This window comes from Alkalihalophilus pseudofirmus OF4 (assembly GCF_000005825.2).
Lineage (GTDB): Bacteria > Bacillota > Bacilli > Bacillales > Bacillaceae_D > Alkalihalophilus > Alkalihalophilus pseudofirmus.
Map to the genome: position 1 here is coordinate 2,397,529 of NC_013791.2, position 26,563 is coordinate 2,424,091.

General features: G+C 39.9%; 25 protein-coding genes and 1 other annotated feature. All 25 genes read right to left on the minus strand.

All coding sequences use genetic code 11. The features are described 5' to 3' along the window. Positions 1-33: 33 nt before the first annotated feature. The 25 genes from ileS to BPOF4_RS12220 all read right to left on the minus strand — a co-directional run bounded on the left by ileS (position 34) and on the right by BPOF4_RS12220 (position 26,521). On the minus strand, positions 34-2,799 hold the full coding sequence (gene ileS / locus BPOF4_RS12100; protein WP_012959468.1) for an isoleucine--tRNA ligase: 2,766 nt from the start codon (positions 2,797-2,799) through the stop codon (positions 34-36). A 104-nt stretch (positions 2,800-2,903) separates the two neighbouring features. Then, positions 2,904-3,158: a binding site (T-box leader), on the minus strand. A gap of 70 nt (positions 3,159-3,228) precedes the next feature. Then, positions 3,229-3,723 (minus strand): DivIVA domain-containing protein, encoded by a 495-nt coding sequence (locus BPOF4_RS12105; RefSeq protein WP_012959469.1) that lies wholly within the window; start codon positions 3,721-3,723, stop codon positions 3,229-3,231. 138 nt (positions 3,724-3,861) lie between these two features. Continuing rightward, complete coding sequence (locus BPOF4_RS12110; RefSeq protein WP_012959470.1) at positions 3,862-4,635, minus strand: YlmH family RNA-binding protein; 774 nt, start codon at positions 4,633-4,635, stop codon at positions 3,862-3,864. 53 nt (positions 4,636-4,688) lie between these two features. Then, positions 4,689-4,943 carry a YggT family protein gene (locus BPOF4_RS12115; RefSeq protein ID WP_012959471.1) on the minus strand — a complete coding sequence of 85 codons (255 nt, stop codon included), beginning with the start codon at positions 4,941-4,943 and terminating at the stop codon, positions 4,689-4,691. A gap of 26 nt (positions 4,944-4,969) precedes the next feature. Further along, positions 4,970-5,416 carry a cell division protein SepF gene (locus BPOF4_RS12120; RefSeq protein ID WP_012959472.1) on the minus strand — a complete coding sequence of 149 codons (447 nt, stop codon included), beginning with the start codon at positions 5,414-5,416 and terminating at the stop codon, positions 4,970-4,972. 35 nt (positions 5,417-5,451) lie between these two features. Further along, positions 5,452-6,141: a YggS family pyridoxal phosphate-dependent enzyme gene (locus tag BPOF4_RS12125; protein ID WP_012959473.1), complete on the minus strand. Its 690-nt coding sequence runs from the start codon at positions 6,139-6,141 to the stop codon at positions 5,452-5,454. Positions 6,142-6,175: 34 nt separating this feature from the next. Then, positions 6,176-6,994, minus strand: coding sequence for a peptidoglycan editing factor PgeF (gene pgeF / locus BPOF4_RS12130; RefSeq protein ID WP_012959474.1), 819 nt, complete (start codon positions 6,992-6,994; stop codon positions 6,176-6,178). 93 nt (positions 6,995-7,087) lie between these two features. Next, positions 7,088-7,381 (minus strand): YlmC/YmxH family sporulation protein, encoded by a 294-nt coding sequence (locus tag BPOF4_RS12135; RefSeq protein ID WP_041822900.1) that lies wholly within the window; start codon positions 7,379-7,381, stop codon positions 7,088-7,090. A 165-nt stretch (positions 7,382-7,546) separates the two neighbouring features. Beyond that, the gene (gene sigG, locus BPOF4_RS12140) at positions 7,547-8,365 is read right to left on the minus strand and encodes an RNA polymerase sporulation sigma factor SigG (RefSeq protein ID WP_238446461.1); all 819 of its coding nucleotides are present in this window, start codon (positions 8,363-8,365) and stop codon (positions 7,547-7,549) included. 108 nt (positions 8,366-8,473) lie between these two features. Continuing rightward, positions 8,474-9,187: an RNA polymerase sporulation sigma factor SigE gene (sigE, locus tag BPOF4_RS12145; RefSeq protein WP_012959477.1), complete on the minus strand. Its 714-nt coding sequence runs from the start codon at positions 9,185-9,187 to the stop codon at positions 8,474-8,476. A 34-nt stretch (positions 9,188-9,221) separates the two neighbouring features. After that, positions 9,222-10,151: a sigma-E processing peptidase SpoIIGA gene (gene spoIIGA, locus BPOF4_RS12150; protein WP_012959478.1), complete on the minus strand. Its 930-nt coding sequence runs from the start codon at positions 10,149-10,151 to the stop codon at positions 9,222-9,224. 180 nt (positions 10,152-10,331) lie between these two features. After that, complete coding sequence (gene ftsZ / locus BPOF4_RS12155) at positions 10,332-11,477, minus strand: cell division protein FtsZ (protein ID WP_012959479.1); 1,146 nt, start codon at positions 11,475-11,477, stop codon at positions 10,332-10,334. Positions 11,478-11,515: 38 nt separating this feature from the next. Continuing rightward, the gene (gene ftsA, locus BPOF4_RS12160; protein ID WP_012959480.1) at positions 11,516-12,808 is read right to left on the minus strand and encodes a cell division protein FtsA; all 1,293 of its coding nucleotides are present in this window, start codon (positions 12,806-12,808) and stop codon (positions 11,516-11,518) included. Between the two features lie 174 nt (positions 12,809-12,982). After that, a complete protein-coding gene (locus tag BPOF4_RS12165; protein WP_012959482.1) occupies positions 12,983-13,342 on the minus strand; it encodes a small basic family protein in 360 nt (119 codons plus the stop codon). 6 nt (positions 13,343-13,348) lie between these two features. After that, entirely contained in the window at positions 13,349-14,059 is a 711-nt protein-coding gene (locus BPOF4_RS12170; protein ID WP_075682610.1) for a DUF881 domain-containing protein, read from the minus strand. A gap of 3 nt (positions 14,060-14,062) precedes the next feature. Next, positions 14,063-14,785, minus strand: a complete 723-nt coding sequence (locus tag BPOF4_RS12175; protein ID WP_012959484.1) for a DUF881 domain-containing protein — start codon at positions 14,783-14,785, stop codon at positions 14,063-14,065. Next, complete coding sequence (locus BPOF4_RS12180; protein ID WP_012959485.1) at positions 14,763-15,548, minus strand: cell division protein FtsQ/DivIB; 786 nt, start codon at positions 15,546-15,548, stop codon at positions 14,763-14,765. Before BPOF4_RS12180 ends, BPOF4_RS12175 begins: the two co-directional genes overlap by 23 nt. A 129-nt stretch (positions 15,549-15,677) precedes the next feature. After that, a complete protein-coding gene (murB, locus tag BPOF4_RS12185; RefSeq protein ID WP_012959486.1) occupies positions 15,678-16,595 on the minus strand; it encodes a UDP-N-acetylmuramate dehydrogenase in 918 nt (305 codons plus the stop codon). 92 nt (positions 16,596-16,687) lie between these two features. After that, positions 16,688-17,779: an undecaprenyldiphospho-muramoylpentapeptide beta-N-acetylglucosaminyltransferase gene (gene murG, locus BPOF4_RS12190; protein WP_012959487.1), complete on the minus strand. Its 1,092-nt coding sequence runs from the start codon at positions 17,777-17,779 to the stop codon at positions 16,688-16,690. A gap of 169 nt (positions 17,780-17,948) precedes the next feature. Further along, positions 17,949-19,049 (minus strand): stage V sporulation protein E, encoded by a 1,101-nt coding sequence (gene spoVE, locus BPOF4_RS12195; protein WP_012959488.1) that lies wholly within the window; start codon positions 19,047-19,049, stop codon positions 17,949-17,951. Between the two features lie 170 nt (positions 19,050-19,219). After that, complete coding sequence (murD, locus tag BPOF4_RS12200) at positions 19,220-20,572, minus strand: UDP-N-acetylmuramoyl-L-alanine--D-glutamate ligase (protein ID WP_012959489.1); 1,353 nt, start codon at positions 20,570-20,572, stop codon at positions 19,220-19,222. Between the two features lie 17 nt (positions 20,573-20,589). Then, positions 20,590-21,564: a phospho-N-acetylmuramoyl-pentapeptide-transferase gene (gene mraY / locus BPOF4_RS12205; protein ID WP_012959490.1), complete on the minus strand. Its 975-nt coding sequence runs from the start codon at positions 21,562-21,564 to the stop codon at positions 20,590-20,592. A 45-nt stretch (positions 21,565-21,609) separates the two neighbouring features. Further along, the gene (locus BPOF4_RS12210) at positions 21,610-22,977 is read right to left on the minus strand and encodes a UDP-N-acetylmuramoyl-tripeptide--D-alanyl-D-alanine ligase (protein ID WP_012959491.1); all 1,368 of its coding nucleotides are present in this window, start codon (positions 22,975-22,977) and stop codon (positions 21,610-21,612) included. Positions 22,978-22,979: 2 nt separating this feature from the next. Further along, positions 22,980-24,440 (minus strand): UDP-N-acetylmuramoyl-L-alanyl-D-glutamate--2,6-diaminopimelate ligase, encoded by a 1,461-nt coding sequence (locus BPOF4_RS12215; protein WP_041822902.1) that lies wholly within the window; start codon positions 24,438-24,440, stop codon positions 22,980-22,982. Positions 24,441-24,601: 161 nt separating this feature from the next. Continuing rightward, on the minus strand, positions 24,602-26,521 hold the full coding sequence (locus BPOF4_RS12220) for a stage V sporulation protein D (RefSeq protein ID WP_012959493.1): 1,920 nt from the start codon (positions 26,519-26,521) through the stop codon (positions 24,602-24,604). Positions 26,522-26,563 lie beyond the last annotated feature (42 nt).

Sequence of the window (26,563 nt, forward strand, 5' to 3'; positions counted from 1 at the left end):
ATCACCACTTATGAAAAGTGGTGATTTGTAGTGTTAGTTATTGTAATGCGTCTCAACCGTCTCTGCACATGACTTACACAGTCCAGGGTGAGAATCATTTGTTCCAACTGTCGGTGTAACTACCCAACAGCGCTCACATGTTTCACCTTCTGCTTTTTCAACAACGATACGAAGAGTATCAAAGCTCATAGCATCTTCAGGTGCTGCCTCAACGCCAGCTTTTATTCGAACCGCTGAGACGATAAATAATTTCTCTAAATTAGGTGTAGTGTTTAATAACTCTAATACATTCCCATCTGCATATAATGTAACAGCAGCTGTTAATGATTTACCAATTTTCTTATCATTTCTTGCTTGTTCTAATGCTTTAAGAACATCATCACGAACAGCCATGAAGTGCTGCCATTTGGCTTTCAACTGTTCCACATCACCAAATGATTCAGCCTCTGGCATATCTGTTAACTGAACACTTGCTTCACTTACAGCAGGGATCTCTTCCCATACTTCATCAGCAGTGTGAGATAGGATCGGTGATACTAGCTTCGTTAACGTAAGAACACTTTCGTACATAACCGTTTGAATTTTACGACGCTCAGCGTGATCTGCATGTTCAATATAAAGAGTATCTTTAGCCAGATCCATATAGAACGAACTTAATTCAATTGTGCAGAAATTATGGATCGTGTGATAAACAGTAGAGAATTGGTATTGATCATATGCATCTTTTACCTTTTCAATCACTTCATTTAATTTAACAAGCATAAATAAATGAACGCCATCAAGATCCTCGTTCTTTACACGATTCACAGCAGGATCAAAGTCATGTAAATTACCGAGCAAGAAACGGAAGGTGTTACGAATTTTACGATAAGACTCAGATACTTGTTTTAAAATCTTATCAGAAACACGTACATCAGACTGATAATCTACAGAAGCTACCCAAAGCCTTAAAATGTCGGCTCCCAATTGCTTCATAACATCGTTAGGAACGACAACATTACCTACCGACTTACTCATCTTGCGCCCTTGCCCATCAAGAGCAAACCCGTGGCTTAGTACGCCTTTATATGGTGCTTTTCCAGTTACGGCAACACTAGTTGATAAAGAAGAGTTAAACCAGCCGCGATATTGGTCTGAACCTTCAAGGTAAAGATCTGCCGGGCGAGCTAATTCTGCGCGTTCTTCAAGTACCGCTTGATGGGATGAACCTGAGTCAAACCATACATCCATAATATCCATTTCACGAGTAAATTCACCGTTTGGACTATGTTCTGAAGTAAAGCCTTCAGGCAATAACTCTTTTGTATCCCATTCAAACCAAATATTTGACCCGTGTTCACGGAAAAGAGCTGATACATGATCGATCGTTTCATCCGTGATAATCGGTTCACCATTTTCCCCGTAAAATACCGGAATAGGCACACCCCATGCACGCTGTCTCGAAATACACCAATCCCCACGGTCACGAACCATGTTGTAAAGTCTTGTTTCTCCCCATGAAGGGATCCATTCTACATCGTTAATCGCTTGAAGAAGCTCATCTCGGAAATCAGCAATGGAAGCAAACCATTGAGCTGTAGCACGATAGATTACCGGCTTTTTTGTTCTCCAATCATGAGCATAAGAGTGGGTAATGAATGTTAATTTCATTAATGCGCCCACTTCATCGAGCTTTTCAGTAATCGGCTTATTCGCCTGATCATAAAACATTCCTTCAAATCCAGGAGCTTCCTCTGTCATATTCCCTTTATCATCAACCGGGCATAAAACATCCAGACCATACTTTTGTCCGACAAGATAATCTTCTTCCCCGTGTCCTGGTGCTGTATGAACACAACCTGTACCAGCATCTAGTGTTACATGGTCTCCACACATAACGAGTGAATCACGTCCGTAAAGCGGGTGGGTCGCCACAACATGCTCAAGCTCTTGACCTTTTACAGTTTTTTCAACTTCTACTTGCTCCCATTCAAATTCAGCTTGAAGCTTTTCAAGTAAGCCAGCTGCAACGACATATTTCTCGTCATTTACTTTTACTACGTTGTAATCAAGCTCAGGATGTACAGAAATTCCTAAGTTTGCTGGGATCGTCCAAGGAGTTGTTGTCCAAATAATGATTTTCTCATCACCAGCTAAAACATTTTTGCCATCCTTAATATTAAAAGCCACATAAATAGAAGGCGAACGTTTGTCATGATACTCAATTTCAGCTTCAGCTAAAGCTGATTCAGAAGAAGGCGACCAATAAACAGGTTTTTTCCCTTTGTAGATATAGCCTTTTTTAGCCATATCACCGAATACTTTAATTTGCTGAGCTTCATATTCTTTATCCAGGGTTACATAAGGGTTCCACCAATCTCCTCTGACACCTAACCGCATAAATTGTTCACACTGACGGCTGACTTGCTCACGTGCATACTCTTCACAAAGCTTACGAAAAGCAGCAACGGTCATTTCCTTGCGTTTTACTTTACCGTTTTTAGTTAATGCTGTTTCAATTGGCAGACCATGTGTGTCCCAACCAGGTACATATGGAGCATGAAATCCATTCATTGATTTATAGCGAACAATGAAGTCTTTCAGTACTTTGTTTAAAGCATGACCCATGTGAATATCGCCATTGGCATAAGGAGGTCCATCATGCAGTACAAATAGAGGACGACCTTCTGTTCTTTTTTGCACGGCTTGGTAAATATCTTGCTCGTTCCATTTTTCTTGACGTTTCGGTTCATTGTTCGGTAAGTTCCCGCGCATCGGGAAATCCGTTTTTGGCATAAGTAACGTTTGTTTATAATCCATTCCTTATTTCCTCCTTGTTGTTTTCACTACTCGATTATTGTGAAACATTTATGTGAATCATTCCTAACGTATAGCACGAAAACAAAAAAAGTCCCCTCATCCCAAATAGGGACGAGAAGACTTACCCGTGGTACCACCCTAATGAAAAGAAATAGTGTAATGCATGAAGACCGTGCAATAACGATTTCTCTCCACTTAGCATTCGTAACGTGAACGTGACGTCGCAGCCTACTAGATCAACTTCGTTCGGTGCAAAACTAAAGGGTGATTTTCTGTAAAGATCTATAGTTCAGGCTCGCACCACCCCTGAATCGCTTCTCTAAGATTCCTTACATACTATCCCTTATCATTGTCGTATGCTATATAAGTAATCATTATTATATGCTAAATGAGATGCGCTGTGCAAGGTGCACAGCGAAAATGAATGAATTAGGATTGTTCTTTTTCCAATTCATGTTCTTCTGGTTCGACAAACTCGTCCCAGTCATCTGTTTTTAACATCTCTAATTGCGCTTCAATTAACATTTTGAAACGCATTTTATAAACAGATGCCTGCTTTTTTAATTCTTCCATCTCAATCATGATTTTACGTGACTTTGATAAAGAATCATTAATAATACGATCAGCATTCTTCTCAGCTTCTTTAACGATTAACTGAGCTTCTTTTTGCGCATTGCGCCTTACCTCTTCTGCTGACTCTTGAGCAACTAGAATAGACTTGTTTAATGTTTCTTCAATGTTCTTAAAGTGCTCAAGCTTCTCATCTAAATCAGTTACTCGATCAAACAATTCTTTCTTCTCACGCAGCACAGCTTCATAGTCTTTAATGACTTGATCAAGAAATTCATTGACTTCATCTTCATCATACCCTCTGAAACCTCTGGTAAATTCCTTGTTGTGAATATCTAATGGTGTTAAAGGCACCTTTGCCACCCCCAATTTTAAACTTTTCTTGGAATTTCACTTTTTCATTACTCTGTAGTTTATTTTTCTTATATTCGACAAAAAAAGAGTAAAACCTTTTATTCCCACAAAGAAATAATTGGAAACATCATTATCTGACTATAATAATCTCGCGTAACGAATTCTAATTTTATCTTTTTTTGTCCGGCCTAATTGTTCTAGCACTTTACTGCGTCCGTGTCCACGAACAGATATGTAATCTCCTTCTTTAACCAAGAAGTCCACGTGATCTGTTACCCGCCAATTCACTTTAACGAAGCCTCTTTCAATATACGGCTTCACTTTTGCACGAGAAAGATTATAGATTTCTGAGAGGATGACATCAAGCCTCATTGAGGAAACGGTCGTGCCCTCCTCCGTCCATTTTTCTTCTGGTGTTTTTAGTTGTTCAAGTGAAATAGGCACTAAGTCAATACTAGCCTTACCAATCTTCTCTACATTCATTTTCACGAAGTCAGCGATTTCACTTGCTACAACTAATTGAATATCATCCTGAGTAATCATGATATCCCCAAATTTTTCTCGTTTAAGCCCAATATTCATCAAAGAACCTAATACATCAGAATGGGTGAGTGTAATGAATTTGGCAGGGTAATTTATCGAGAAATAAGCTAAATTAAAATCAGATTGTTCAATTACTAAATAGGAAGGGCAAAGATAAGCTCGCTTTCTCTCAGAGTCATCTGCTCCTCCAAAAAATTGATACGACAGCTCGTCATCATTTCCAATAATTAATCGAACAATATCTTGCTCTCTTGGGTCAAGGAAATCGGTTCTGCGCTCTTGATGCATCACACTGACTTCCTCTTTCCACGATAATACTTGTTCAACAAAAGGCCTTTCTTCTTCCCTAAAATGCTGAAAAATCGACATGAACGAACTCCTTTAATCGAACTCCTTCAACTAAGTTGCCCGCATCCTTCACCTTAACTAAAAATGGCAAGAACTCCCGCGCTCGCTAAACGTAGAACAATAATCGCTACAATCGGCGATAAATCAATCATACCTAGCGGCGGAATAAAACGTCTGAATGGTTCCAAATATGGCTCGACAATGCTTCCTAAAAATTGCCCGAAAGAGGATTCACGGGCATTCGGGAACCAAGACATAAGAATATATCCAATAATTAAAAATGAGTATATATACATTGCGTTATAAAGCAATGCACCTATTGTTTGCACGAATACTTCACCACCTTTACCATACCTTAACGATCAAACTGATCTTGCATCATTTCTGTAATGGTTCCTGAAACATCTACATTATCAGGTGTACACAAGAAAATATTTTGACCTAGCTTTTGAATGTCTCCTCCAATAGCATACACTGTCCCACTCAAAAAATCGACTACCCGCTTTGCCTGGTCATGGGAGACGCGTTGTAAATTGATAATGACGGCTTTGCGGCTTTTAAGATGGTCGGCAATCTCCTGTGCCTCATCATATGTTCTAGGTTCCACTAAAATGACTTTAGCCCCTTTTTGCACGCTTTGTAGACTTACAACATTTGCTGCCTGCTGCTTATCACTGCTTTTTTTCCCTCTTTGGGGAGTGGGCTCTATTTCATCTTCTGAAGCTTCTTCGACAACCTCTTCATATTCCCTTACGTCATCTTCTAATTCAAAAAATCGCTTAAATTTCTTTTTCATCCCCATAAACCATCCCTCCTCTTAATAGTTGTCCTCTTTTATCAATTTCCTTCTTTTTTCTCATTGCCGACAAGTGATGTACCAATACGTATAAAGGTGGCTCCTTCTTCAATAGCTACTTGGTAGTCATTAGACATTCCCATTGACAGCTCTGTACACGGAGCATGAGAATAGTTTTTGGCCTGAATATCTAATTGAATTTTCTTTAAGGCCTTAAAGATTGGTCTCGTCTCTTCGGGATCATTGACAAATGGCGCCATTGTCATTAAACCTATAATTTTCAAGGAAGGGTACGCTTCTAACTCTTGTATAAACTCATCTACTTCCTCTATATCAAGACCTGCTTTCGACTCTTCTTTTGAGACATTTACTTGAACAAAACATGCCAGTTCCCTATCTAAACGCTTGTCCAATTCTTTAGCAAGCGACACCCGATCAAGAGAATGCAGATAAGAAATATGAGGGGCTACTTTTTTTACTTTTTTTGACTGGAGGGAGCCTATAAAATGCCAAGAAACCTGTTCTTGAATGTCTTCTTGTTTCATAGCTAATCCTTCCGCTCTATTTTCCCCTAAATGAACAACGCCTGCATCAATCGCCTCTTTTGCTCGCTCGTTGCTGACATATTTGGTCACTGCAACCACATTTATCGAGGCAGGATCTCTACCGATCCGGTCACAAATGGACGCTATTTCACTTTGTATTTTGTCAAAATTCTCCTTGACTGACATATTCACTTCACCTTACTTTCTTCTTACCAACCATTTACCTAAGGCCGATATAACTCATAAATCTGCCTGTTTTACCTGATTCAGCCCGGTATGAATAGAGTCTGTCATCTTCAGCTGTACAAATAGAAGAAACATAAATATTTCGTTCTTCGATGCCAGCTTCAATTAATAAATGCTTATTTAATAACCTTAAATCTAATTGATATTTTCCATTTACCTTTTTTGTGTAAACTACTTTTTCTTCAGCATAGGGTAGTGCATTAATCACCTTATTAATGACAAAATCATCAACTTCGTATGCCTCTTTACTAATGCAAGGTGCAATAGCCACCTGAATATCATTAAGAGGAACTCCTTCATCATTGTTCCATTTCTCAATCATCTTAGGACCAATTAATTGGACAGTTCCCTTCCAGCCTGCATGGGCGACACCGATTATTCCGTGGTTTTTTGCAAAGAAAAGCAAAGGTACACAATCTGCATATAGGCTGGTTAATAAGATTCCTCGCTCCTTGGTATACAAACCATCTGCAGCAGAAATCGCATCCTGTATTGTTCTTGCTCCTAAACCCATGTCTTCTTTTGTTACTTTCTGTATTGTTGAACCATGAACCTGTTCTGAACCTACCCATTGACTCAAAGGAAAGGAAATAATTTCAGCAAATCTCTCACGATTTTTTAATACAGTATCTGATTCATCATTCACATGGAACCCCATATTAAGGGTATTAAAAGGCGGCTCGCTTAATCCGCCCTTTCTTGTTGTAATGCCAGCAACAAGATCTGAGTTTTCATTTTGCCATGGTTCTACTGATAAACATTCTGGGTGGATTTCACTAAATACCTCTCCCATTATGTTCCACCTCCGACTTGCTGCTTCTAAAAACTTAGTTTGGTTATAGTTTACCATAATTGACCGCTTACAAGAAACGACTTTATTCCTTTTTCACCGCCTTCTTGTTGTCGTTCGCTGGCTCATATTAGTAAATGGCCGTCTAAACCCTTCTGGTACTTCAACTAATATAACATCGGAACCGATCTTAATGATGTTCTTCCAAGGAATGATCACTTCCTGTTCTTCCCTGCCAAAAAGCCCCATCATCTTACCCGTCCCGTTTATTACCATTGCTTCAATTTCACCTGTTTGTAAATTAATATCTAAATCAGTTAAGTGACCTAGCCTTTTTCCATTCTCCATGTTAACGATATCTTTTGCCTGCAGATCAGATATTTTCATCATGTGACTCATCACCTCTTTTTCAGTCATATCCTCTCCTCCCATTGTATGCGCTTAGTTCTATGAATTATGAACAAGTTTAAATGAGACTAAGGGTAGAAATGACAAAAAGCCCTTACGAAATCGTTCGTAAGAGCCTTTTGCTGATTGATTTGTTTACAAAACGTGTTAACTTTGAGCATGCTTATTCATTTGTTGGATAGCGGCCTTTTCTAGCCTTGATACTTGAGCTTGTGAAATACCAATTTCATCAGCGACTTCCATTTGAGTTTTCCCTTGGAAGAAGCGCATATTTAAAATCATTTTTTCTCGATCATTCAGGCGGATCATGGCTTCTTTTAATGCAATTTCTTCTACCCAGTTAACATCCTTATTACGCTCATCACTTATTTGATCCATTACAAAGATTGGGTCTCCCCCATCATTGTAAATCGGTTCAAACAAAGAGACAGGGTCTTGAATTGCATCAAGGGCAAAAACCACATCTTCTTTTGGCACATCAAGAACTTTTGCAATCTCTTGTACTGTCGGCTCATTTTCACGCTTTTTTTCAGCCATCAGTTGATCTCTGACCTGCAGCGCTTTATAAGCGATATCACGTAAAGATCTTGAAACTCGTATTGGATTATTATCACGCAGATACCTTCTTATCTCACCAATAATCATAGGTACTGCATACGTTGAAAATTTGACATTTTGACTTAAATCAAAGTTGTCAATTGATTTCATTAACCCAATACAACCTACTTGAAATAAATCATCGACGTACTCCCCGCGATTGTTGAATCGTTGAATAACGCTTAACACTAAACGTAAATTACCATTAACTAACACTTCTCTTGCACTGTCATCACCACTTTGTAACTGAGTAAATAATTCGCGCATTTCGGTGTTTTTTAATACTGGAAGCTTTGATGTATCTACCCCACAGATTTCAACTTTATTTCGTGTCAATTCTTTCCCTCCTAACGCGGGAGATGATGTCAAGTAAAGTATCTCCTGAGGTGGGAAAAATATGCACAAGCTAAAATCAGTCAATTTTGACTAAAAGGGAGAGAGCTTGATACGAAACGAAAACTTCAGTAAAAAAATTTTTTACACCATTTTATTGAACTCTTTTTGTAGTCGTTTAATAATTCGTTTTTCTAAACGGGATATATAGGATTGAGAGATCCCAAGCATATCTGCCACATCTTTCTGTGTTTTTTCTTCTTCCCCAGCAAGTCCAAAACGAAGCTCCATGATCTGCTTTTCACGTTCATTTAACGTATGAAGAGCTTTTACTAATAATTTACGATCTACTTTTTCTTCAATTCCGCGCGTAATGATATCCTCTTCTGTTCCAAGTACATCTGACAACAATAACTCGTTGCCATCCCAATCGATGTTAAGAGGCTCATCAAAGGACACTTCAGACCGTGTTTTATTGTTTCTGCGTAAATACATTAGAATTTCATTTTCTATACAACGAGAAGCATAGGTTGCGAGCTTAATTTTCTTTTCAGGATTAAAGGTATTTACCGCTTTTATGAGACCGATGGTTCCTATGCTGATTAGATCCTCTATATTGATTCCTGTGTTTTCAAACTTCCTCGCTATATACACCACAAGACGCAGGTTTCTCTCGATCAGCATCGATCGAACGGCTTTATCACCCGTTGGTAGTTTCTTCAACAATACGGCTTCTTCTTCTTTAGAAAGCGGCGGGGGTAAGGCTTCACTGCCGCCGATATAATAAATCTCATCTGGCTTCATTCCCAGCTTGTGCATAATTCGATACCACAATAGCCTTAATTTAAGTTTTAACAATAAAATCGCCTCCTATGATGTAAGGTAATAATCTTTAATTTGCGACAGGGCTTATAGAGGGTTGTCTTACAAGCGCGGGATGAACGATACATTGATAGGTTTGATCAGGTGATAGTGATTCTTCTTGAAGTCCAATCAAAACTTGGTTGGAATGGTACACTTGTCCATCATGTTCAATCGAGACACTATCTGGTTTTATGGCCGTTAGAAATGGATTGCTCTGTCCAATTACTTTATACGGAATAATCTTCGTCCTCTTCATCCATTCATCTGATAATTTGCTATCTGAATCATTAAATACGTCTAAAGTTGAGATAGCAGAAATGACATCTTGTCCGAATGTTTCCTCTAAGCAAGTTGTCTCAATGATCATGACTGGCGCACGTGTTATAGGATCATGCAGCTTATTGCCACTATCTATTAGGCCTTGTGTTTTAATAGACTGGCCAAAGAGGTGAATCGTAACGGTTGCTAGCTGCTCGTATTGAATTTTTTTCACTTCAATCGTTTCGATTCCAGCTTTAGAAAAATACCATACGAGCGGAAATCCAAAGACTACAAACACCCAGCTGATTCCGCTCCCAAACCCGGCTTGTGCAGGAGAGGAAACAGCAGCTAGAAAATCAATTTCAGTCTGCCAAAAAAAGTGAAGAGCAAACAATCCGCCGCCAGTTATAAAGGTGACAAAGTAAAACATCAATAGTCCCTGAAAGAAATAACTCCATCTCTTAAAACCAAATGCGATAAGGATAATAAATATAGAATAGATTGCTTTCATCCAAGGCTGATAGAATAAAGCGCCTAATGGTGTGAACATCAAAAAAACAATCAAAGATGCAAAAAGCGCGCCAACTATAAAGCGGATTCGGTTAAATCGTCTCTTTAGTACAATGGCTGTGAGAGCAATTAATAAATAATCAATACAAAAATTAAGAAACCAGATTACATCAAGATAAAGAGTCATCGCATCCCTTCTTACCATTCTTTTGAAATTAAGTATATATAAAGTCTATTAATTAGTCTGTCAGTTCATGACGAGTAATTCGATGTAATTTTGAAAGATTTTCACTGAATATGTCTATCTCTGGACGAAGAGTATAAAACATAAAAAAAGCATCAGCGCTAGGCGCTGATGCTTCCCTTGTTATCTTGAACGATTTCTACGATTACGTAAGAACGTAGGAATATCTAATGTGTCAGAAGAATCTTGAGGCTGCGGTGCTTGCTGCTGGAACCTAGATTCTTTTTGAGGTTCTTCTTGCTGTGGTTTTGATTGTTGTTGTTGCTGCTGTTGTTTCATTTGATTTTGAGGTGTTTGACGCTGAGGTTTATTTTCAGTGTCATCAAATCCAGTAGCAATAACAGTAACAACGATTTCATCTTTTAAATTCTCATTAATAACGGAACCAAAGATCATGTTCACTTCAGCATCTGAAGCTGCAGAAACAATCTCAGCTGCTTCATGCACTTCATATAAACTTAAGTTAGATCCACCCGTAATATTCATTAAAACACCTTGTGCGCCATCAACAGATGTTTCAAGTAATGGACTCGAGATGGCTTTTTTAGCCGCTTCAGATGCTCTGTTCTCACCTGTAGCAATCCCAATACCCATTAATGCTGAACCTTTATCTGTCATAATTGTTTTCACATCGGCGAAGTCAAGGTTAATTAATCCAGGTACAGCAATCAAGTCAGAAATACCTTGTACACCTTGACGAAGCACGTTATCTGCTTCACGGAATGCTTCAAGCATCGGTGTGTTTTTATCAACAATTTCAAGAAGACGGTCATTTGGAATCACAATAAGTGTATCTACTTTTTCTTTTAAAGCTTGAATTCCTGTAGCTGCCTGCGTTTGACGTTTACGGCCTTCAAACGTAAATGGACGTGTAACAACACCTACTGTTAAAGCTCCAATTTCTTTAGCAACCTCTGCAATAACAGGCGCTGCACCAGTCCCTGTTCCACCACCCATTCCAGCAGTGATAAATACCATGTCAGCACCTTGAAGTGCTTCTTCTAAATGCTCGCGGCTTTCTTCAGCAGCTTTTTTCCCGATTTCAGGATTTGCTCCTGCACCAAGACCGCGTGTTAACTTTCCGCCTAGCTGAAGTTTAGTTTCAGCTTTCGATAAGTGAAGGGCTTGAGCATCTGTATTAACTGCAATAAACTCTACTCCTTGCAGTCCATTTTCAATCATTCGGTTAACGGCATTACTACCGCCGCCACCTACACCAATAACTTTTATCTGTGCTAACTGATCCATATCCATTTCAAATTCTAACATTTAAGGTCCCCCTAATCAGACTATTGCCTCGTTCGCTCTTATTCAAAGAACACTTTAAACCAATTCTTCATCTTAGATTTAGCTTTTGGTTTTTCTTCTGTTCTTGATTGTTCTTTTTCATTCTTCGTACTGCGTTTCTGATCTTGCGGTTGTTCTGTCGCTTCATAATCTGCTACAGAAGCAGCAATTTCTTTGCCTTGAATTTTAACATTTTTGTACGCAAATTGTATCAAACCAACACTTGTTGTGTACTGAGGTTCACGTACACCAATGTAATCAGGTATAGCTACCCTGACGTTACCTTGCAATAATTCCTTAGCAAGTTCTAACACTCCAGGAATCATCACGGTCCCGCCCGTTAAGACATAGCCACTTGGAAAGTCTCGATAGCCCAGCCTCATGATCTCCTTATAGATCAGCTCAAACACTTCTTCCATACGAGGTTCAATAATATGAGCTAAATCATACTGGCTGAATTCATCTTTTTCTCCACTGCCGATAGCAGAAACGCTAAAGCGCTCCTCATCAGAAGCTTCATCAATAAAAGAGTGCCCGTATTTTACTTTAATTCGTTCTGCTTCTTCCGTCGACACCCGCAGGCCAATCGCTATGTCATTGGTAATATGATCCCCGCCGATTGGAAGAACAGATGTTGACTGAAGTGTACCCTGTTCAAAAACTGATACAGTAGCGGAACCGCCGCCAATATCAATCAAACAAACTCCGAGATTCTTCTCATCTTTTGAGATAGCAACAGAACCAGATGCAAGCGGCTGCAGACAAATATCTGCAATTTGTAACCCTGCGCGTTCCACACATCTAAGTAAATTATGTAATATGGTCTTAGATCCAGTAATAATTGTACCTTCCATTTCTAACCTAACACCAATCATTCCACGCGGATCGTTAATTTCATCTAAACCATCTACTACAAACTGCTTCGGAATAACATCGATAATCTCTCGCTCTGGCGGAATAGATACAACTTGTGCAGCATCGATCACTCGAGCGATATCTTCATCACCAATTTCACGGTCAGGGCTTGAAACAGCGACAACTCCGTGACACGGCTGTAATTGAACATGGTTGCCATTCACTCCGACTATGACTTGTTTAATCGATAGCCCTACCATTCTCTCAGCTTGTTCAACTGCTCTTTTTATAGATCGAACAGTCTCATCAATATCTACAATTGCACCTTTTCTAATTCCTTCAGAATGAGTGTTTCCTACTCCAATAATATTAATTGTTCCGTTGGCCACTTCTCCTATGATTACTCGCACATTGGATGTACCGATGTCAAGACTTACATAGATTTCACTGTTGTTCAAACTGTGGCACCTCCTTTTAAACTAATCACGTTTTTCATTGTTTCATAAGTTTTTTTAGAAATTGGGCTTACCATACCGAAGCTCAAATGTTGAATATTAGAATTATTCAACATTAAGCTTGGTTTTCCTTTTAAAATCGCTCATTTTCTTTTTTTTTCATTAATTTAATGGTTTTTAAGCTTGTCCTTCACTTCGTTTAGCCTGCCACTTAGATAGTAACATACGCCTGATTACTGCAATATTATTAAAAAGTCGCACACCAAAAGCAAAAATCGCTGCTAGGTATAAGTCTACACCAAGATGGACACCTAGAAAAGCCAAACCTGCAGCAAGTAAAATATTAAAGAAAAAACCGGTCACAAATACATTTGAGTCAAAGGTCTCCTGTAAGTGCGCTCGAATCCCGCCAAATAAAGTATCTAAAGCAGCCAAAACGGCGATGGATAGATAGTTTGAATACTCTGCAGGGACTCTAAATTCGGTCATTATACCTAATAAAACACCAAGAAGTAATCCTATTAACGGAAGCCACATCGAATGTTACCCCTCCTTTACTTCTTCCATATATCTTACGCGAGGTGTTTGATCGTATCCAGGCAATGTTAAGTCCCCCACTTGCTCCACTGTTAACATGAAACCATCTATTTCAAAATATTCAACAGACTCTGATACTATCATGCGGTTAGCAAGCCTCTCTGGATCATCCGTCAACACTTTCACTTTAAGAGGGGTAGGAGGAAGCCTGCGATAATTTAGGTGTGTAATTCCATTTACGTCCCTAAAAGCAGAGGTTGTAATCAGCCTTTCATCTGCTACTGCAATATGAGTGGCACCATATACATTCAGCTCGTTCACTAGATATCGAAAACGTTCTGGTGATGGTGTTCTTCTCATTAAATGAGGGGCTCGTTCATCATAAAAGGGCTCTATCGTAAGGATAACACCTGATCCGCTTACCTCAGTTAATCCAGCTTCTACCCGCAGGTCACTTATCTGCTGATCCAAAACATCTGTTAAATGATTTTGGTCGGAATTTTGAGGCGAACTGTACTGAGCTATTAATTCTTGCGCTTTATTTATTTCGTTCGTTAAATACCTTTCTCTCTCACGTTCTTGCTCAATTTCCTGACGCAATTCTCTTATGTCACGCGTATCACGCACAACAGGTTCTTGGGTTGTTTTAAATTGAATTGCGAGCATAAACCCGATAATAAAAACCACAATAGTAAAAATCCATTTACGTTCCAACAATCATCACCCACCCTCTGTTAAATATGGGTCGAGTTCAATTAACCCTTGCTGTTGGATTCTAATACTAATCCCGTCATTTAACAGCTGGTCCTTTACTCCTCCGACGAGAGAAATGGCTTGTTCAAACTTCTCTCCATCCCCAATAGCTGTGACCACAAACGGCGCATAAGATGTATTACCATCAATAATAATAACCGGCCCTGCACATTGAATGTAGGATTTATGAGAAATGCGATGTCCATTTATTGCAATAGCCTCTGCGCCTGCTACAAAGAGCTCATGAACTACTTTTTGAACATGGATCTCATGTACAATGTAATCATTAGGGTTTGACCCTTCAGGAACATAGGATGCATCTTCCAAAGACACTTCTAATCCAGGTCCTTTAACAGGTACATTCCCTACCACCTTACGAAGCCGATCTAGATCTTCAATCAAATTTGTCGTACGAAGTTCTTGTTCCGCACTTTCAGATGCTATGTCGTCTTCAAGCAGCCGAACTTCTGTCTGATATTCCCTAAGTTCCTCTTGTAACTCTTGATTTCGCTCTTGTAAATTTGAAATCTGGTTACGAAGCTCATCCTCATGTCTCCACTGCCTCTCATAACCAGGTGTTAATTCAGCCTGTCTTTCATTCGTCAGTTCATAGCTTAGTGCCAGAATAAAGCCAGTTACGAGCAGAACGAAGGATAAGATTACATGTTTACCCTTCACTTTCAACTTCACTATCTTCTTCCTCCTCAAGGTCAAAATCCTCAAAATACGGACTCATCTTCATGTGTAATATCCCTTTTCTTGAAGGATCAAGTTCTCGCACGATTGAAGGATAAGGAAGCATTCTAGAAGAGAAGTCTTTAATTGTGGAATGTACTTCTAACCCATCATTCATATGTATGATCACTTCATCTGATTCCGTCTCAGTCTGCGAATAGAAAATCTCTGACATTCGTGCGATTAATTGTTCAGGTGTATTGATCAACTCTTGAGCAAATTCCGTCAAGGCTTCTCCCTGCTCCCACCCAATTAAAATAGGAGCATCTGCAGGAAATTGATGTCGTGGCAGTTCACTTAAAAATGTCCCGCTTTCTAGCAATGGGTAATACTTGCCATCCGAATATAAATAACCAATACGGGAATGCTCATGCACATTTAAGACAACTGTAGTTGGGAATTTCCGGCTGATTGTGACATCGGCAATTTCAGGACGAATCAATAAATGGTTACGAATTACTTCTTCATCAAGATTCCACATGCTTGTCCCAGTTGTTAACTGAGAGCTCTCAATCACTTGTTCATCACTTATTAAAAAATTCCCTTCTACTTCTATCGTTCGTATATGACTTAAAGGAGATTGAAAATAGACCATTAATAACAACAACAAAAAGAAAAGCGATAAAAAGAACAGCAGCCTTCTGTTGGCTCTTTGCTTACGCTGTTCTTTTAGTGAAGGTATCCGCTCATTAATGGTAACCACTTTTTCATTACTCATTGTCCATCCCCCGATTATCGTCTCCGATACAATAGTATAATAGCCCAATCCTTTTTCATAGGTATATAAGAGGGGCTATCTTTACATTTGTTTAATTATACCATAGACAAACGAGAGATTCACTGATGTTTAAGGGGTTTTAAGCTTTCTTCCAATCATTTCTACTTCTGTCTCCATTTCAATTCCTTTTGACTCTTTAATCGTTTCTTTAGCATGCTTAATTAAGTTCAACACATCTTCAGCTTTTGCATTGTCAACATTTACGATGAAGTTTGCATGCATATCCGATATTTGAGCACCGCCGATTTGGTAGCCCTTTAAGCCAGCTTCTTCTATCAAAGCACCAGCATGGTTTGGCAGTGGATTACGGAACACACTGCCGCATGTTGGATGGCTCCACGGCTGTGTTTCGCGGCGATAATCTTTATTCTTTTGCATGTGTTTAACAATCTCTTCTTTCTCACCCTTTTTAAGCTTAAAGACTGCTTCTACACAAATCCCCTTTTCATGTTGAAGGCGTGATGTACGGTAAGAGAACTGCATATCGCTTCCCTTAATCCATTCAAGGCGGCCATCAGGGTACAGAACACGCGCCTTGATTAGTATATCTGCTACTTCCGCCCCATGAGCACCAGCATTCATGAAAACAGCTCCGCCCACTGAACCTGGAATTCCCCCTGCAAACTCCAAACCAGATAGACCTTGGCGGCTGATAATCGTTACTAATTTAATTAACGGATAACCCCCGCCCACTGTAATTTCTTCATCATCAATCTCTAAATGATCTAAGCCTTTACCAAGCTTAATGACAACGCCTTCGATCCCTTCATCGGAAACAAGCAGATTAGAACCTCTGCCGATTGCACGCCAAGGGACTCCTGCTTCCTTCACTATTTCCATCGTATTGATTAAGCCTTCTATATTTGCCGGTTCAACTAAAACATCAGCTGGTCCGCCGATTTTCCATGTTGTGTGCTGGCTAAGCGGCTCACTCACTTTAATCGTTCCAACTTCTTTTTCTTTTAACTTTTGAATAACATGCTCCATTCTTACATCCCTCTTTCTACAATCCCGCATTCTTCTTGATGATTCTATTTTTTGTCGCCTCGTATATCTTCATATTCTATGTGTTTTGCTACTCAGCGTGAAACGTCTTTTAAGACATTCATTAAATCATTCGCTGCCGTTGGCACACCAAGCTTTAACGCGGCACCATGCATCTTTTCCCACGTTTCTTGTTCATTAAACACCGAATCAATATCTTGTAGTAATTGTTCACCGTTCATTTCTTTTTCAAGACGAACAATGGCAGCCCCGCCTTCTTCAAGAGACCTTGCATTTTTCTCTTGATGGTTATTTGTCACATAAGGACTTGGGATAAGAATACTTGGCAGGCCAAGTGCTGTCAGTTCTGCAAGCGTCGTTGCTCCTGCTCTTGCCACCACCAAGTCTACTGCCCCCAAAACATCCGGCATGTTATGAATGAAAGGTTTTATGATTACATTTTCAGGGCTGCCTGCCTCTTCTACCCTCTTAGCAACAGCATCATAATGTACGGCACCTGTCACATAGATAAATTGATAGTTTCTAGTGGAAGCTTGCTTTAATACACTAATAAACGCATCATTAATCGGTTTTGCACCGCGGCTGCCACCCACAATTAAGACCGTTTTTTTAGTTTTATCCAGCCCTAGTGATTTTGCTCCAGCAGCTGCATTTACACTTTTTACCTCTGTTGCACGCGGATTCCCAGTAAATACTACCTTTTCTTTAGGGAAGTATTCAGATGCTGCATTAAAGCAGATAGCTACTTTATTTACATATCTGCTAAGAAATTTATTTGTTAAGCCAGGAACGCTATTCTGCTCATGAATAACCGTTGGAATTCCCATTTTTGCTGCAGCATAAACAACTGGTCCGCACACGTATCCCCCTGTGCCGATCACTACATCTGGTTTAAATTCCTTCATCATTCTCTTGCTGTCTTTTGTACCCTTTAAAAAGCGTAGCACGGTCTTAACATTATCCACTGATAGTTTCCGTCTAAATCCGGTGATATGTATCGTTTTAAATGGAATTCCCTCTCTTGGGACAAGTTCACTTTCTAGCCCTTTTTCCGTACCAATATATAAAATCTCTGCTTGTGGATCTTGTTTCTTTATTTCCTTAATTAAGGATAAGGCAGGATAAATATGTCCGCCTGTACCTCCACCGCTCACTACTACTCTCATATTGTACCTCCAACAATTGTTTCATATTGTTCATTTTATCACGAACAATGCTTGGTTTATACCGCAATTCTGTGTGATTTTTTGTAGGAATCGCCTACTACCGCTTGTTTCCCACAAAAAAGTGACTCTCCTGAAAAAAGAAAAGTCACATAAATGAGCCATATAGAAATCACATCCTGGCATGCCTGCTTATATTCAATAGAACTCCTACAGCAACGAGCATAAGCGTTAAAGAAGAACCTCCGTAACTTAGAAAAGGCAGTGTAATTCCTGTTACCGGCATTAAGCCAGTTACTACACCTATATTAATCATTACCTGAATCGCAATCATCCCGATAATTCCTACAGCCAAAAAGCTGCCAAATAAATCTGGTGCTCCTAAGGCTATCTTAATCCCCCGCCATAACATGATTCCAAATAAAATGATAACAAACAATCCACCTATGAAACCTAACTCTTCTGCTAAGATAGCAAAAATAAAATCAGTTTGAGGTTCGGGCAAATAGAAATATTTTTGACGGCTCTCCCCTAACCCCATCCCCATTAACCCGCCAGGACCAATAGCATAGAGTGATTGAATGATTTGAAATCCACTGCCGAGAGGATCGGACCAAGGATCTAGAAATGAGGTAATTCGCTTTATCCGGTAGGGTGCTGATGCAATCAATCCGACGAAACCAGCAACACCAACCATAGCAAGCCCGACAAAATGACTTATTTTCGCCCCTGCTACGAATATCATCGCTACACAAGTCCCGACCATTACTGCTCCTGTACCAAGGTCAGGTTGAAGCATAATCATTCCAAAGGCAAGCATGACTAGCGAGAGAGACGGAATGAGTCCTTTTTTGAAAGAAACTATTCTTTTTTGATTCTCAGACAAATATTTTGCTAGAAACGCAATCATCGCCATTTTCATAAATTCAGAAGGCTGAATGGAAAATGCTCCGACACCAAGCCAGCTTCTGGCCCCGCCTCGAACGAGCCCAACACCTGGGATCAAAACGATGACAAGCAGTATAAAACAAATAATCAATATTAATTTTGACCACGTTCTCCATGTCCAATAGTCCACATTCATAATAAAAATCATGACAACCACACCGACACCGGCAAAAAACAGCTGACGCTTGGCAAAGAAAAAAGCATCATCAAATCTGTATGAGGCCCATGCTTCTGATGCACTATAAACCATGATCAAACCAATCGTCAGTAAAGCAATCGTTGTTATAAATAATACATAATCTGGTGCATGTCTTTCTTTTTGCAATAGGGACACCTCATTTTAACCCATTTTGTCTTGCTGCTAAGCTGTCGCAGCCACCTTCTCTCTATACACCATATGTACAAACCTAGAAAAACATGTCCTAAAAAACATGCAAAAAAGCTGCTACCTTTTTAGATAACAGCTTTCTAACCAATAAGAACTAATGATGCTATTCACTTTAATTTATCAACCGCAGCAACAAATTCATTCCCGCGTTCTTCAAAGGTCTTATATTGATCCCAGCTAGCACATGCTGGTGACAATAGAATAACATCGCCTTCTTCTGAAAGGCGGTAAGCACACTCTACTGCATCTTTTACACGGTCTGCATATTCCACTTCCGCAATTCCAGCTCCCTTAGCCGTACGGGCTAACTTCTCCTTTGTTTCTCCAAAGGCAACGAGTGCTTTTACATTTGAAAGTGAAGACGCTAATTCATCAAATTCATTTCCGCGATCTAGTCCTCCTGCAAGTAAGATTACAGGCTGGCTAAATGCTTCAAGTGCTTTTTTTGCAGCTAAAATATTCGTCGCTTTTGAGTCATTATAAAACAGTCGGTCGTTTATTTTCTTAACAAACTGCAAACGATGTTCAACACCGCTAAACGTCTTTAGAACATGTTGGATTTGAGTGACTTTTGCTCCCATTGTCATGGCAGCACCTACCGCAGCTAAGATATTCTCCACATTATGTGACCCAGGAAGCACGACCTCTGAGAGAGCGATAATTAATTGATCCTTAAAGTAGATAGAGCCTTGATTAACATAGACACCTTCTGACACTACTTCTTTTGTTGAAAAAGGAAGTTTTGCTGCTTTGCTTTTCTCGGCAACCTGACTGACAAGTGGATCATCTAGATTGTATACAAAGACATCGTCTTCCGTCTGATTCGCTGTTATTTTAGACTTTGCAGCTACATACTCTTCTTTTGTGCCATGGTAGTCTAGATGAGCATCAAAAAGATTTAACAGTACACTTACGTTCGGATGAAAGTTCTCCGTACCAAGAAGTTGAAAACTCGAGGCTTCTAAAACGATCACGTCGTCACTTGCTGCTCCCTTAGCCACATCACATGAAACCGTGCCGATATTTCCTGCAATAAGCGGATTCTTGGCACTGTTTTTAAGCATTTCATAAATTAACGTTGTTGTGGTCGTCTTGCCATTCGAGCCAGTAATCGCAATCATGTCAGCTTCAGATAAGACAGACGCTAGCTCTACTTCCGTGATGACAGGGATGTTACGTCTAACAGCCTCTTTTACAATTGGATTATGATATGGTATGCCCGGATTCTTCACAACACAATCAAGCTCTTGATCTAAAAGAGATAACGGATGCTCTCCGCAAACAACTTTGATTCCTTTTTTCTCGAGTGCTTTTGCTTGATCATTTTCATCATATGATTTTGCATCATTCACAATGACCTTTGCACCAAGCTCATGAAGCAGCAGCGCTGCTGCTTCCCCGCTTTTAGCAAGCCCTAAGACTAATACGTTTTTACCACGATACATTTCTGTATTTTTCATGTATGTTTACACCTCATTTACATCCATACCTCTAAGTATATTCCAAGCACCGCTAAGATCATCCCGACCATCCAAAATGTGACAACAACTCGCCATTCTGACCACCCTGATAATTCATAATGGTGGTGAAGCGGACTCATTTTAAATACTCGCTTGCCTCTTGTTTTAAACGAAATGACTTGAATGATAACAGAAAGAGTTTCAATAACAAATACTCCGCCAATTAACACTAACAATAATTCTTGTTTTGTTAAAATGGCAATAGCAGCAATCGCTCCTCCTAGTGCAAGCGACCCTGTATCTCCCATAAACACTTTTGCTGGATGGGCATTAAATACGAGAAAACCTAACACCGCCCCAACAATAGCAGCACTAAAAATAGCTACATCAATTAAGTCTGCATACCATGCCAAAATAGCAAACGCACCAAAAGCAATCGCACCCGTTCCTGCAAGAAGGCCATCAAGGCCGTCCGTTAAGTTAACGGCATTCGACGCACCAACTAGCATTACGATCACAAGAGGCAAATATAACCAGCCTAAATCAATGGAAATTGTTGTTGCAGGAATCATGATCTCTGTTGATATCCCAAGGTGCAGGAGTCCCCAGTAAAATAACCCGGCAATGATCAGCTGGCCTGCTAATTTTTGTTTAGAGGTTAATCCTAAATTTCGTTTTTTTACAACTTTAATATAATCATCTAAAAATCCAACAAGGCCAAAGCCTACTGTAACGAGTAAAAGCAATAGGATTTCCATGCTGAATGATAGATATTGAAAGGATACGAAGAGCGTCGTTGCAATAATAGACAATACAATAACGATTCCACCCATCGTAGGTGTTCCGCTCTTTTTTTGGTGAGACTCAGGGCCTTCCTCTCTAATACTTTGGCCAAATTTTAAACGTCTTAAAAACGGAATAAATAATGGTGATAAAATGACAGCAACTCCAAATGAAACGAGTAAAGTTATTAGTAAAACTCTTTCTAACATTGCTAATCATTCCTCCTTTCTTTTTGCATCTTTTTCTTGTTGTTTTTAGTCTTGCTGTTTATCTTGATACGCTGTTATCACTTCTTCAAGCTTCATTCCTCTTGATGCTTTAAACAAAATGACTGTTTTCTGATCAACAAGCTTTGATAAGTGATCAGCGAGCTCCTGCTTTGTAGTAAAATGGGCCATTTCATCAAAAGTACTTGATGAAGAGATATGGCTCGCCTCTTCATAGATCCACTTTGCACGATCCCCAAGTGTCAGAACATGGGTAATAGGCGGCGTAATTACTTGTGCTACAGATTTATGTAACGCCTCTTCCTCCGTACCAAGTTCAAACATATCCCCTAGTACAACCACTCTCTTTTCATAGGAAGGGATCGCTTTTAGCGCGTCTATAGCAGCAATCATTGAAGTAGGACTAGCGTTATAAGCATCGTTCACGATAAGCTCACCTTTGTTCCCAGTAAGCTTTTCTAATCGCATGGAAGTGAGTGAGATTTGTCTAAGTCCTGTTTGAATCTTGCTTGTAACTAACCCGAATTTACGGGCAACAGCTATACAATATGCGGCATTTTTCACATTATGTTTGCCTAGTAATGATAACTCAAAATGATGACCTTCTATGTCAAATTGATACCCGTCAACAGTCGCCGCTACATTTTCAACTAGGATATCTGCATGATTAAAGCCTACTCGCATAATGGAAGATTGTTTCCAGCCATCAAGTAAAGGCTCGTCACTATCAATAAAAAGAAAACCAGCTGGACTTAGGCCTTCTTTAATTTCCATTTTAGCTTTAGCAATTCCGGCTCTAGAGCCTAATTGCTCCATATGAGACTCGCCGATGTTTGTAACGATCGCCAAATCAGGTTTGGCAATCTCACTTAACCTTTCTATTTCACCATAGCCGCTCATACCCATTTCTAAAATCAGATACTTACACGTAGACGGCATAGCTAAAATGGTTAATGGCAAGCCAATGTGATTATTATAGTTACCTTGCGTTTTATATGTTTCACCCTCAAGTGACAAAAGAGAAGCCAAGATGTCTTTTGTCGTTGTTTTGCCATTGCTGCCTGTAATCCCAATGACTTTAGGATTAATTTTCACTCTGTAGGCACTAGCCATTTCTTGTAAGGCGAATAATGTATCCTTTACCACATACAACTGAAAGTCATCCGGCAGGGCAGCTGGGACAGGTTGTCCTTCTTCCCAAAGTGCAGCTTGCGCTCCTGATTTTATAGCCGCATCGACATAATCATGTCCATTGAATCGTTCCCCTTTCAAAGGAACGAACAAGGCTCCTTCTACAATCGTTCTAGTATCAGTAGAAACGGCTGTAAACGACTGTTCTGTTTCGTTTAAACGAGTACTGATAGTCAGGCTTTCTAATAAAGATGATGTGAGCATGCTTACACCCTCTCCTCAATTGCTTGTTTTGCTACTTCTCTATCATCAAAGTGGGTTGTATTAGCACCAATAATCTGATAGGTTTCATGACCTTTTCCTGCAATAACTAAAATATCATCCTTGTTTGCATCATTAATTGCTTGATAGATCGCTTCTTTTCGGTCTACGCAAACTGTATAATTTGAAGATTCGAGCCCATGAGTCATGTCATCAAGAATTTGCTTTGGATCTTCTGACCTCGGATTATCTGAAGTGAAGATCGCATTATCAGCATATTTTGTGGCAATTTCCGCCATTACTGGACGCTTTGTGCGATCTCTGTCTCCTCCGCATCCGACCACAACAGATATTTTCCCTTTTGCAAATTCCCTCACTGTTGTTAATACATTCTCTAAGCTGTCTGAAGTGTGTGCGTAGTCAACAATAACAGTATAATCTTGGCCTGCATCGACCGGTTCAAAACGGCCTGCTACTCCGTGTACAGCTTCTAAGCTTTTCTTAATTTGTTCTAAAGGAATACCGGATGCAATGGCTGCACTTGCTGCAGCTAACGCATTATACACACTAAACATACCAATAAGCTTCATCTCTATTTCAATTGACTCTGTTCCTGCTTTAAGTGTAAATGTTGTTCCCCTTGCTGTAATCTCGATATCCTCTGCCATAATGTCTGCCTTATTTTCCACACCATATGTAAGGACATCTACCGTCGTCATTTTAAGTAATTCATCGGCTGCTTCATCGTCACGATTTAACACTGCAACTTTTCCTTCAGTGAAACGATTTCCGAGCTGAGCAAACAAAAGCCCTTTAGCAAAAAGATAGGCTTCCATCGTTTCATGATAATCAAGATGGTCAGGTGTAAGATTTGTGAATACCGCAATATCAAAGTCACACCCCCGAACACGGCCTAGATGAAGAGCATGTGAAGAGACTTCCATTAATGCTGTCTCTACATCAGCATCTACCATTTCTTTAAACCTCTTTTGCAAAGTGATCGATTCCGGTGTTGTATTTTGGGTTTTCAGCTCTACATCACCAATTTTAGTGTACATGGTACCGATAAGACCTGTTCTTTTATTGGCATCATTCATTATTTGTTCAAGTAAATGGGTGACGGTCGTTTTACCATTTGTTCCTGTAACCCCAATTAAATTCATTTTAGATGTGGGATCTCCGTAAAATAGATTAGCAAGACGAGCCATTGTACGCTTCGTATCTTGCACAATGATCGTTGGCACCTCGACACCTTTGACTTCACGCTCAGCAATAAGAGCAACTGCCCCTTTTTCAACTGCTTGTTTTGCAAAATCGTGGCCATCCACTGTATATCCTTTAATACAGAAAAACAATGTTCCCGAAACGACTTCTCTAGAATCCATTTCAATATGAGTAATCTCTGGATCCCCTTCATTTTTCCATTCATATGATCTTAACACGTTCGTTAATTCGCTTAATTTCATCATGTTTAACCCTCACATTCAAACCTTTTTCTATCATCGTTGCTTTTTTACAGTCATTTTAATCATTAGAAAATCTTTTAAATGGAAAAGCCTCTTCCCTACTTTTTCGAAAAGAGGCCTTTTTAAAAAGGCACATAAATTCTATTTTAGTCGTAACCTGATTATTTGTCACCCATATAAAGACGGATTGTTGATCCCGTTGTCACTTTTACACCCGGAGATGGTGATTGAGCAAGGACATGTTCTCCTTCTCCTGTCGCATCGACTTTTAGTTCATAATAGGATTCGTGGATCTCTCTTTTGGTTCTTCCTACTAAATCCGGCACTTCAATTAATGGTTCATCATTCCATGCTAACTCTTTTTCAATCTGATCTTTTCTCGGCTCTACCCCCATAGCCCGAAGACTGTCCCCTATAATATTCCCTACAATTGGAGCAGCAACGATTCCCCCGAATTGCAGCGTATCCTTAGGATTATCAACAGCTACATAGACAACAATTTGCGGATCATCTGCTGGGGCAAACCCTATAAACGAAACAATATGGTTATTTTCAAGATAACGGCCATCCTTAGCTTTTTGAGCAGTTCCTGTTTTCCCTCCGACTCTGTAGCCATCAACAAATGCTCCTTTACCTGTCCCCTCAGCTACGACACTCTCGAGTGCATATCTCACTTTCTCCGATGTTGCCTGCGAAATAACCTGCCTTCTCATAATTGGTGCCTGACTGTCAACGACTTCGTTTGTCATCGGATCTACCCACTCTTTAGCTAAGAATGGCTGATAAAGGTACCCTCCGTTAATCGCTGCTGAAACTGCTGTTACTTGCTGAAGCGGTGTTACAGCAACCCCTTGCCCGAATGCTGTAGTTGCTAGTTCAAGAGGCCCGACTTTATCCCGGTTAAATAAAATCCCCTTTCCCTCTCCTTGAAGATCGATACCAGTCTTTTGGCCAAAACCAAAATCCTCAATGTAATCAAATAATCGATCTTTTCCTAGGCGTTCACCAAGAACGACAAAGCCCGGGTTACAAGAGTTTTGAACAACTTCAAGGAAGGTTTGCGAGCCATGTCCGCCTTTTTTCCAACAACGGAGTCTGTGGCCGGAGACTTCAATAAAGCCTGGGTCATGAAATGAATCTTTTTCAAGGTTCACTTCGCCTTCCTCTAGTGCAGCTGCCAGGGTAATAATCTTGAAAGTCGAACCAGGCTCATACTGCATCCACACCGGTTTATTTTGATTATAGATCTCTGGTGGTACTTCTCTAAAATTCTCAGGATCATAATGCGGCCTGGAGCTCATCCCCAAAATTTCTCCTGTATTAGGGTTCATTGCAATGGCAATGGCCCCGTCAGGATTATACGTAGCCTCAGCAATATCAAGATGATTTTCCATGATCGTCTGCACTTGACTATCGATGGTCAGCCTTAGGTCAAAACCATTATTAGGTGCGGTGTATTCATCCGCTAAATTCGGCATCCGATTCCCTTTTGCGGTAGAGAAGAAAGAAACATGGCCTTTTTCCCCTTTTAACTCTTCATCATAATATTGTTCAAGGCCCGTCAGCCCTTGATTATCAATACCTGCAAAACCGAGCACATGAGAGAGATAACTACCAAATGGATAGTGACGCTTACTATCTTCTGCTATATATACCCCAGGAAGTCTTAAAGCCCTCACTTCACTGGCCTTTTCTTTGTTCACTTTTCTGCCTTCTGGATTCAGCCTGACAATGGATTCTGATTTTGTTACTAGCTGATAGGCCTTTTGTACATCCATTTCAAGAACGGAAGCAAGTTTTTCTGCCGTATCTGCTGGGTCTTTAACTTGTCTAGGTACGACCAATATAGAGGGTGCACTGATATTCGTTGCAAGCACAATATCATTACGGTCTTTTATTTCTCCACGTTTTGCTTCAAAAGGTACATCCCGGCTCCATGAATCTTCCGCTCGATCGGTGAGCCAATCCCCTAAAGCAAATTGAACATAGCCAAGCCTTAGTGCAATAATTGTAAAAACAGCCAGTCCTAAAAACAACACTAAAACAAGCCGTTTTCTTACAGTAACATTAGAAACTCGCACCACTTCTACCTCCCGCCTTTTTGTTAGATCAAGTACGCCATA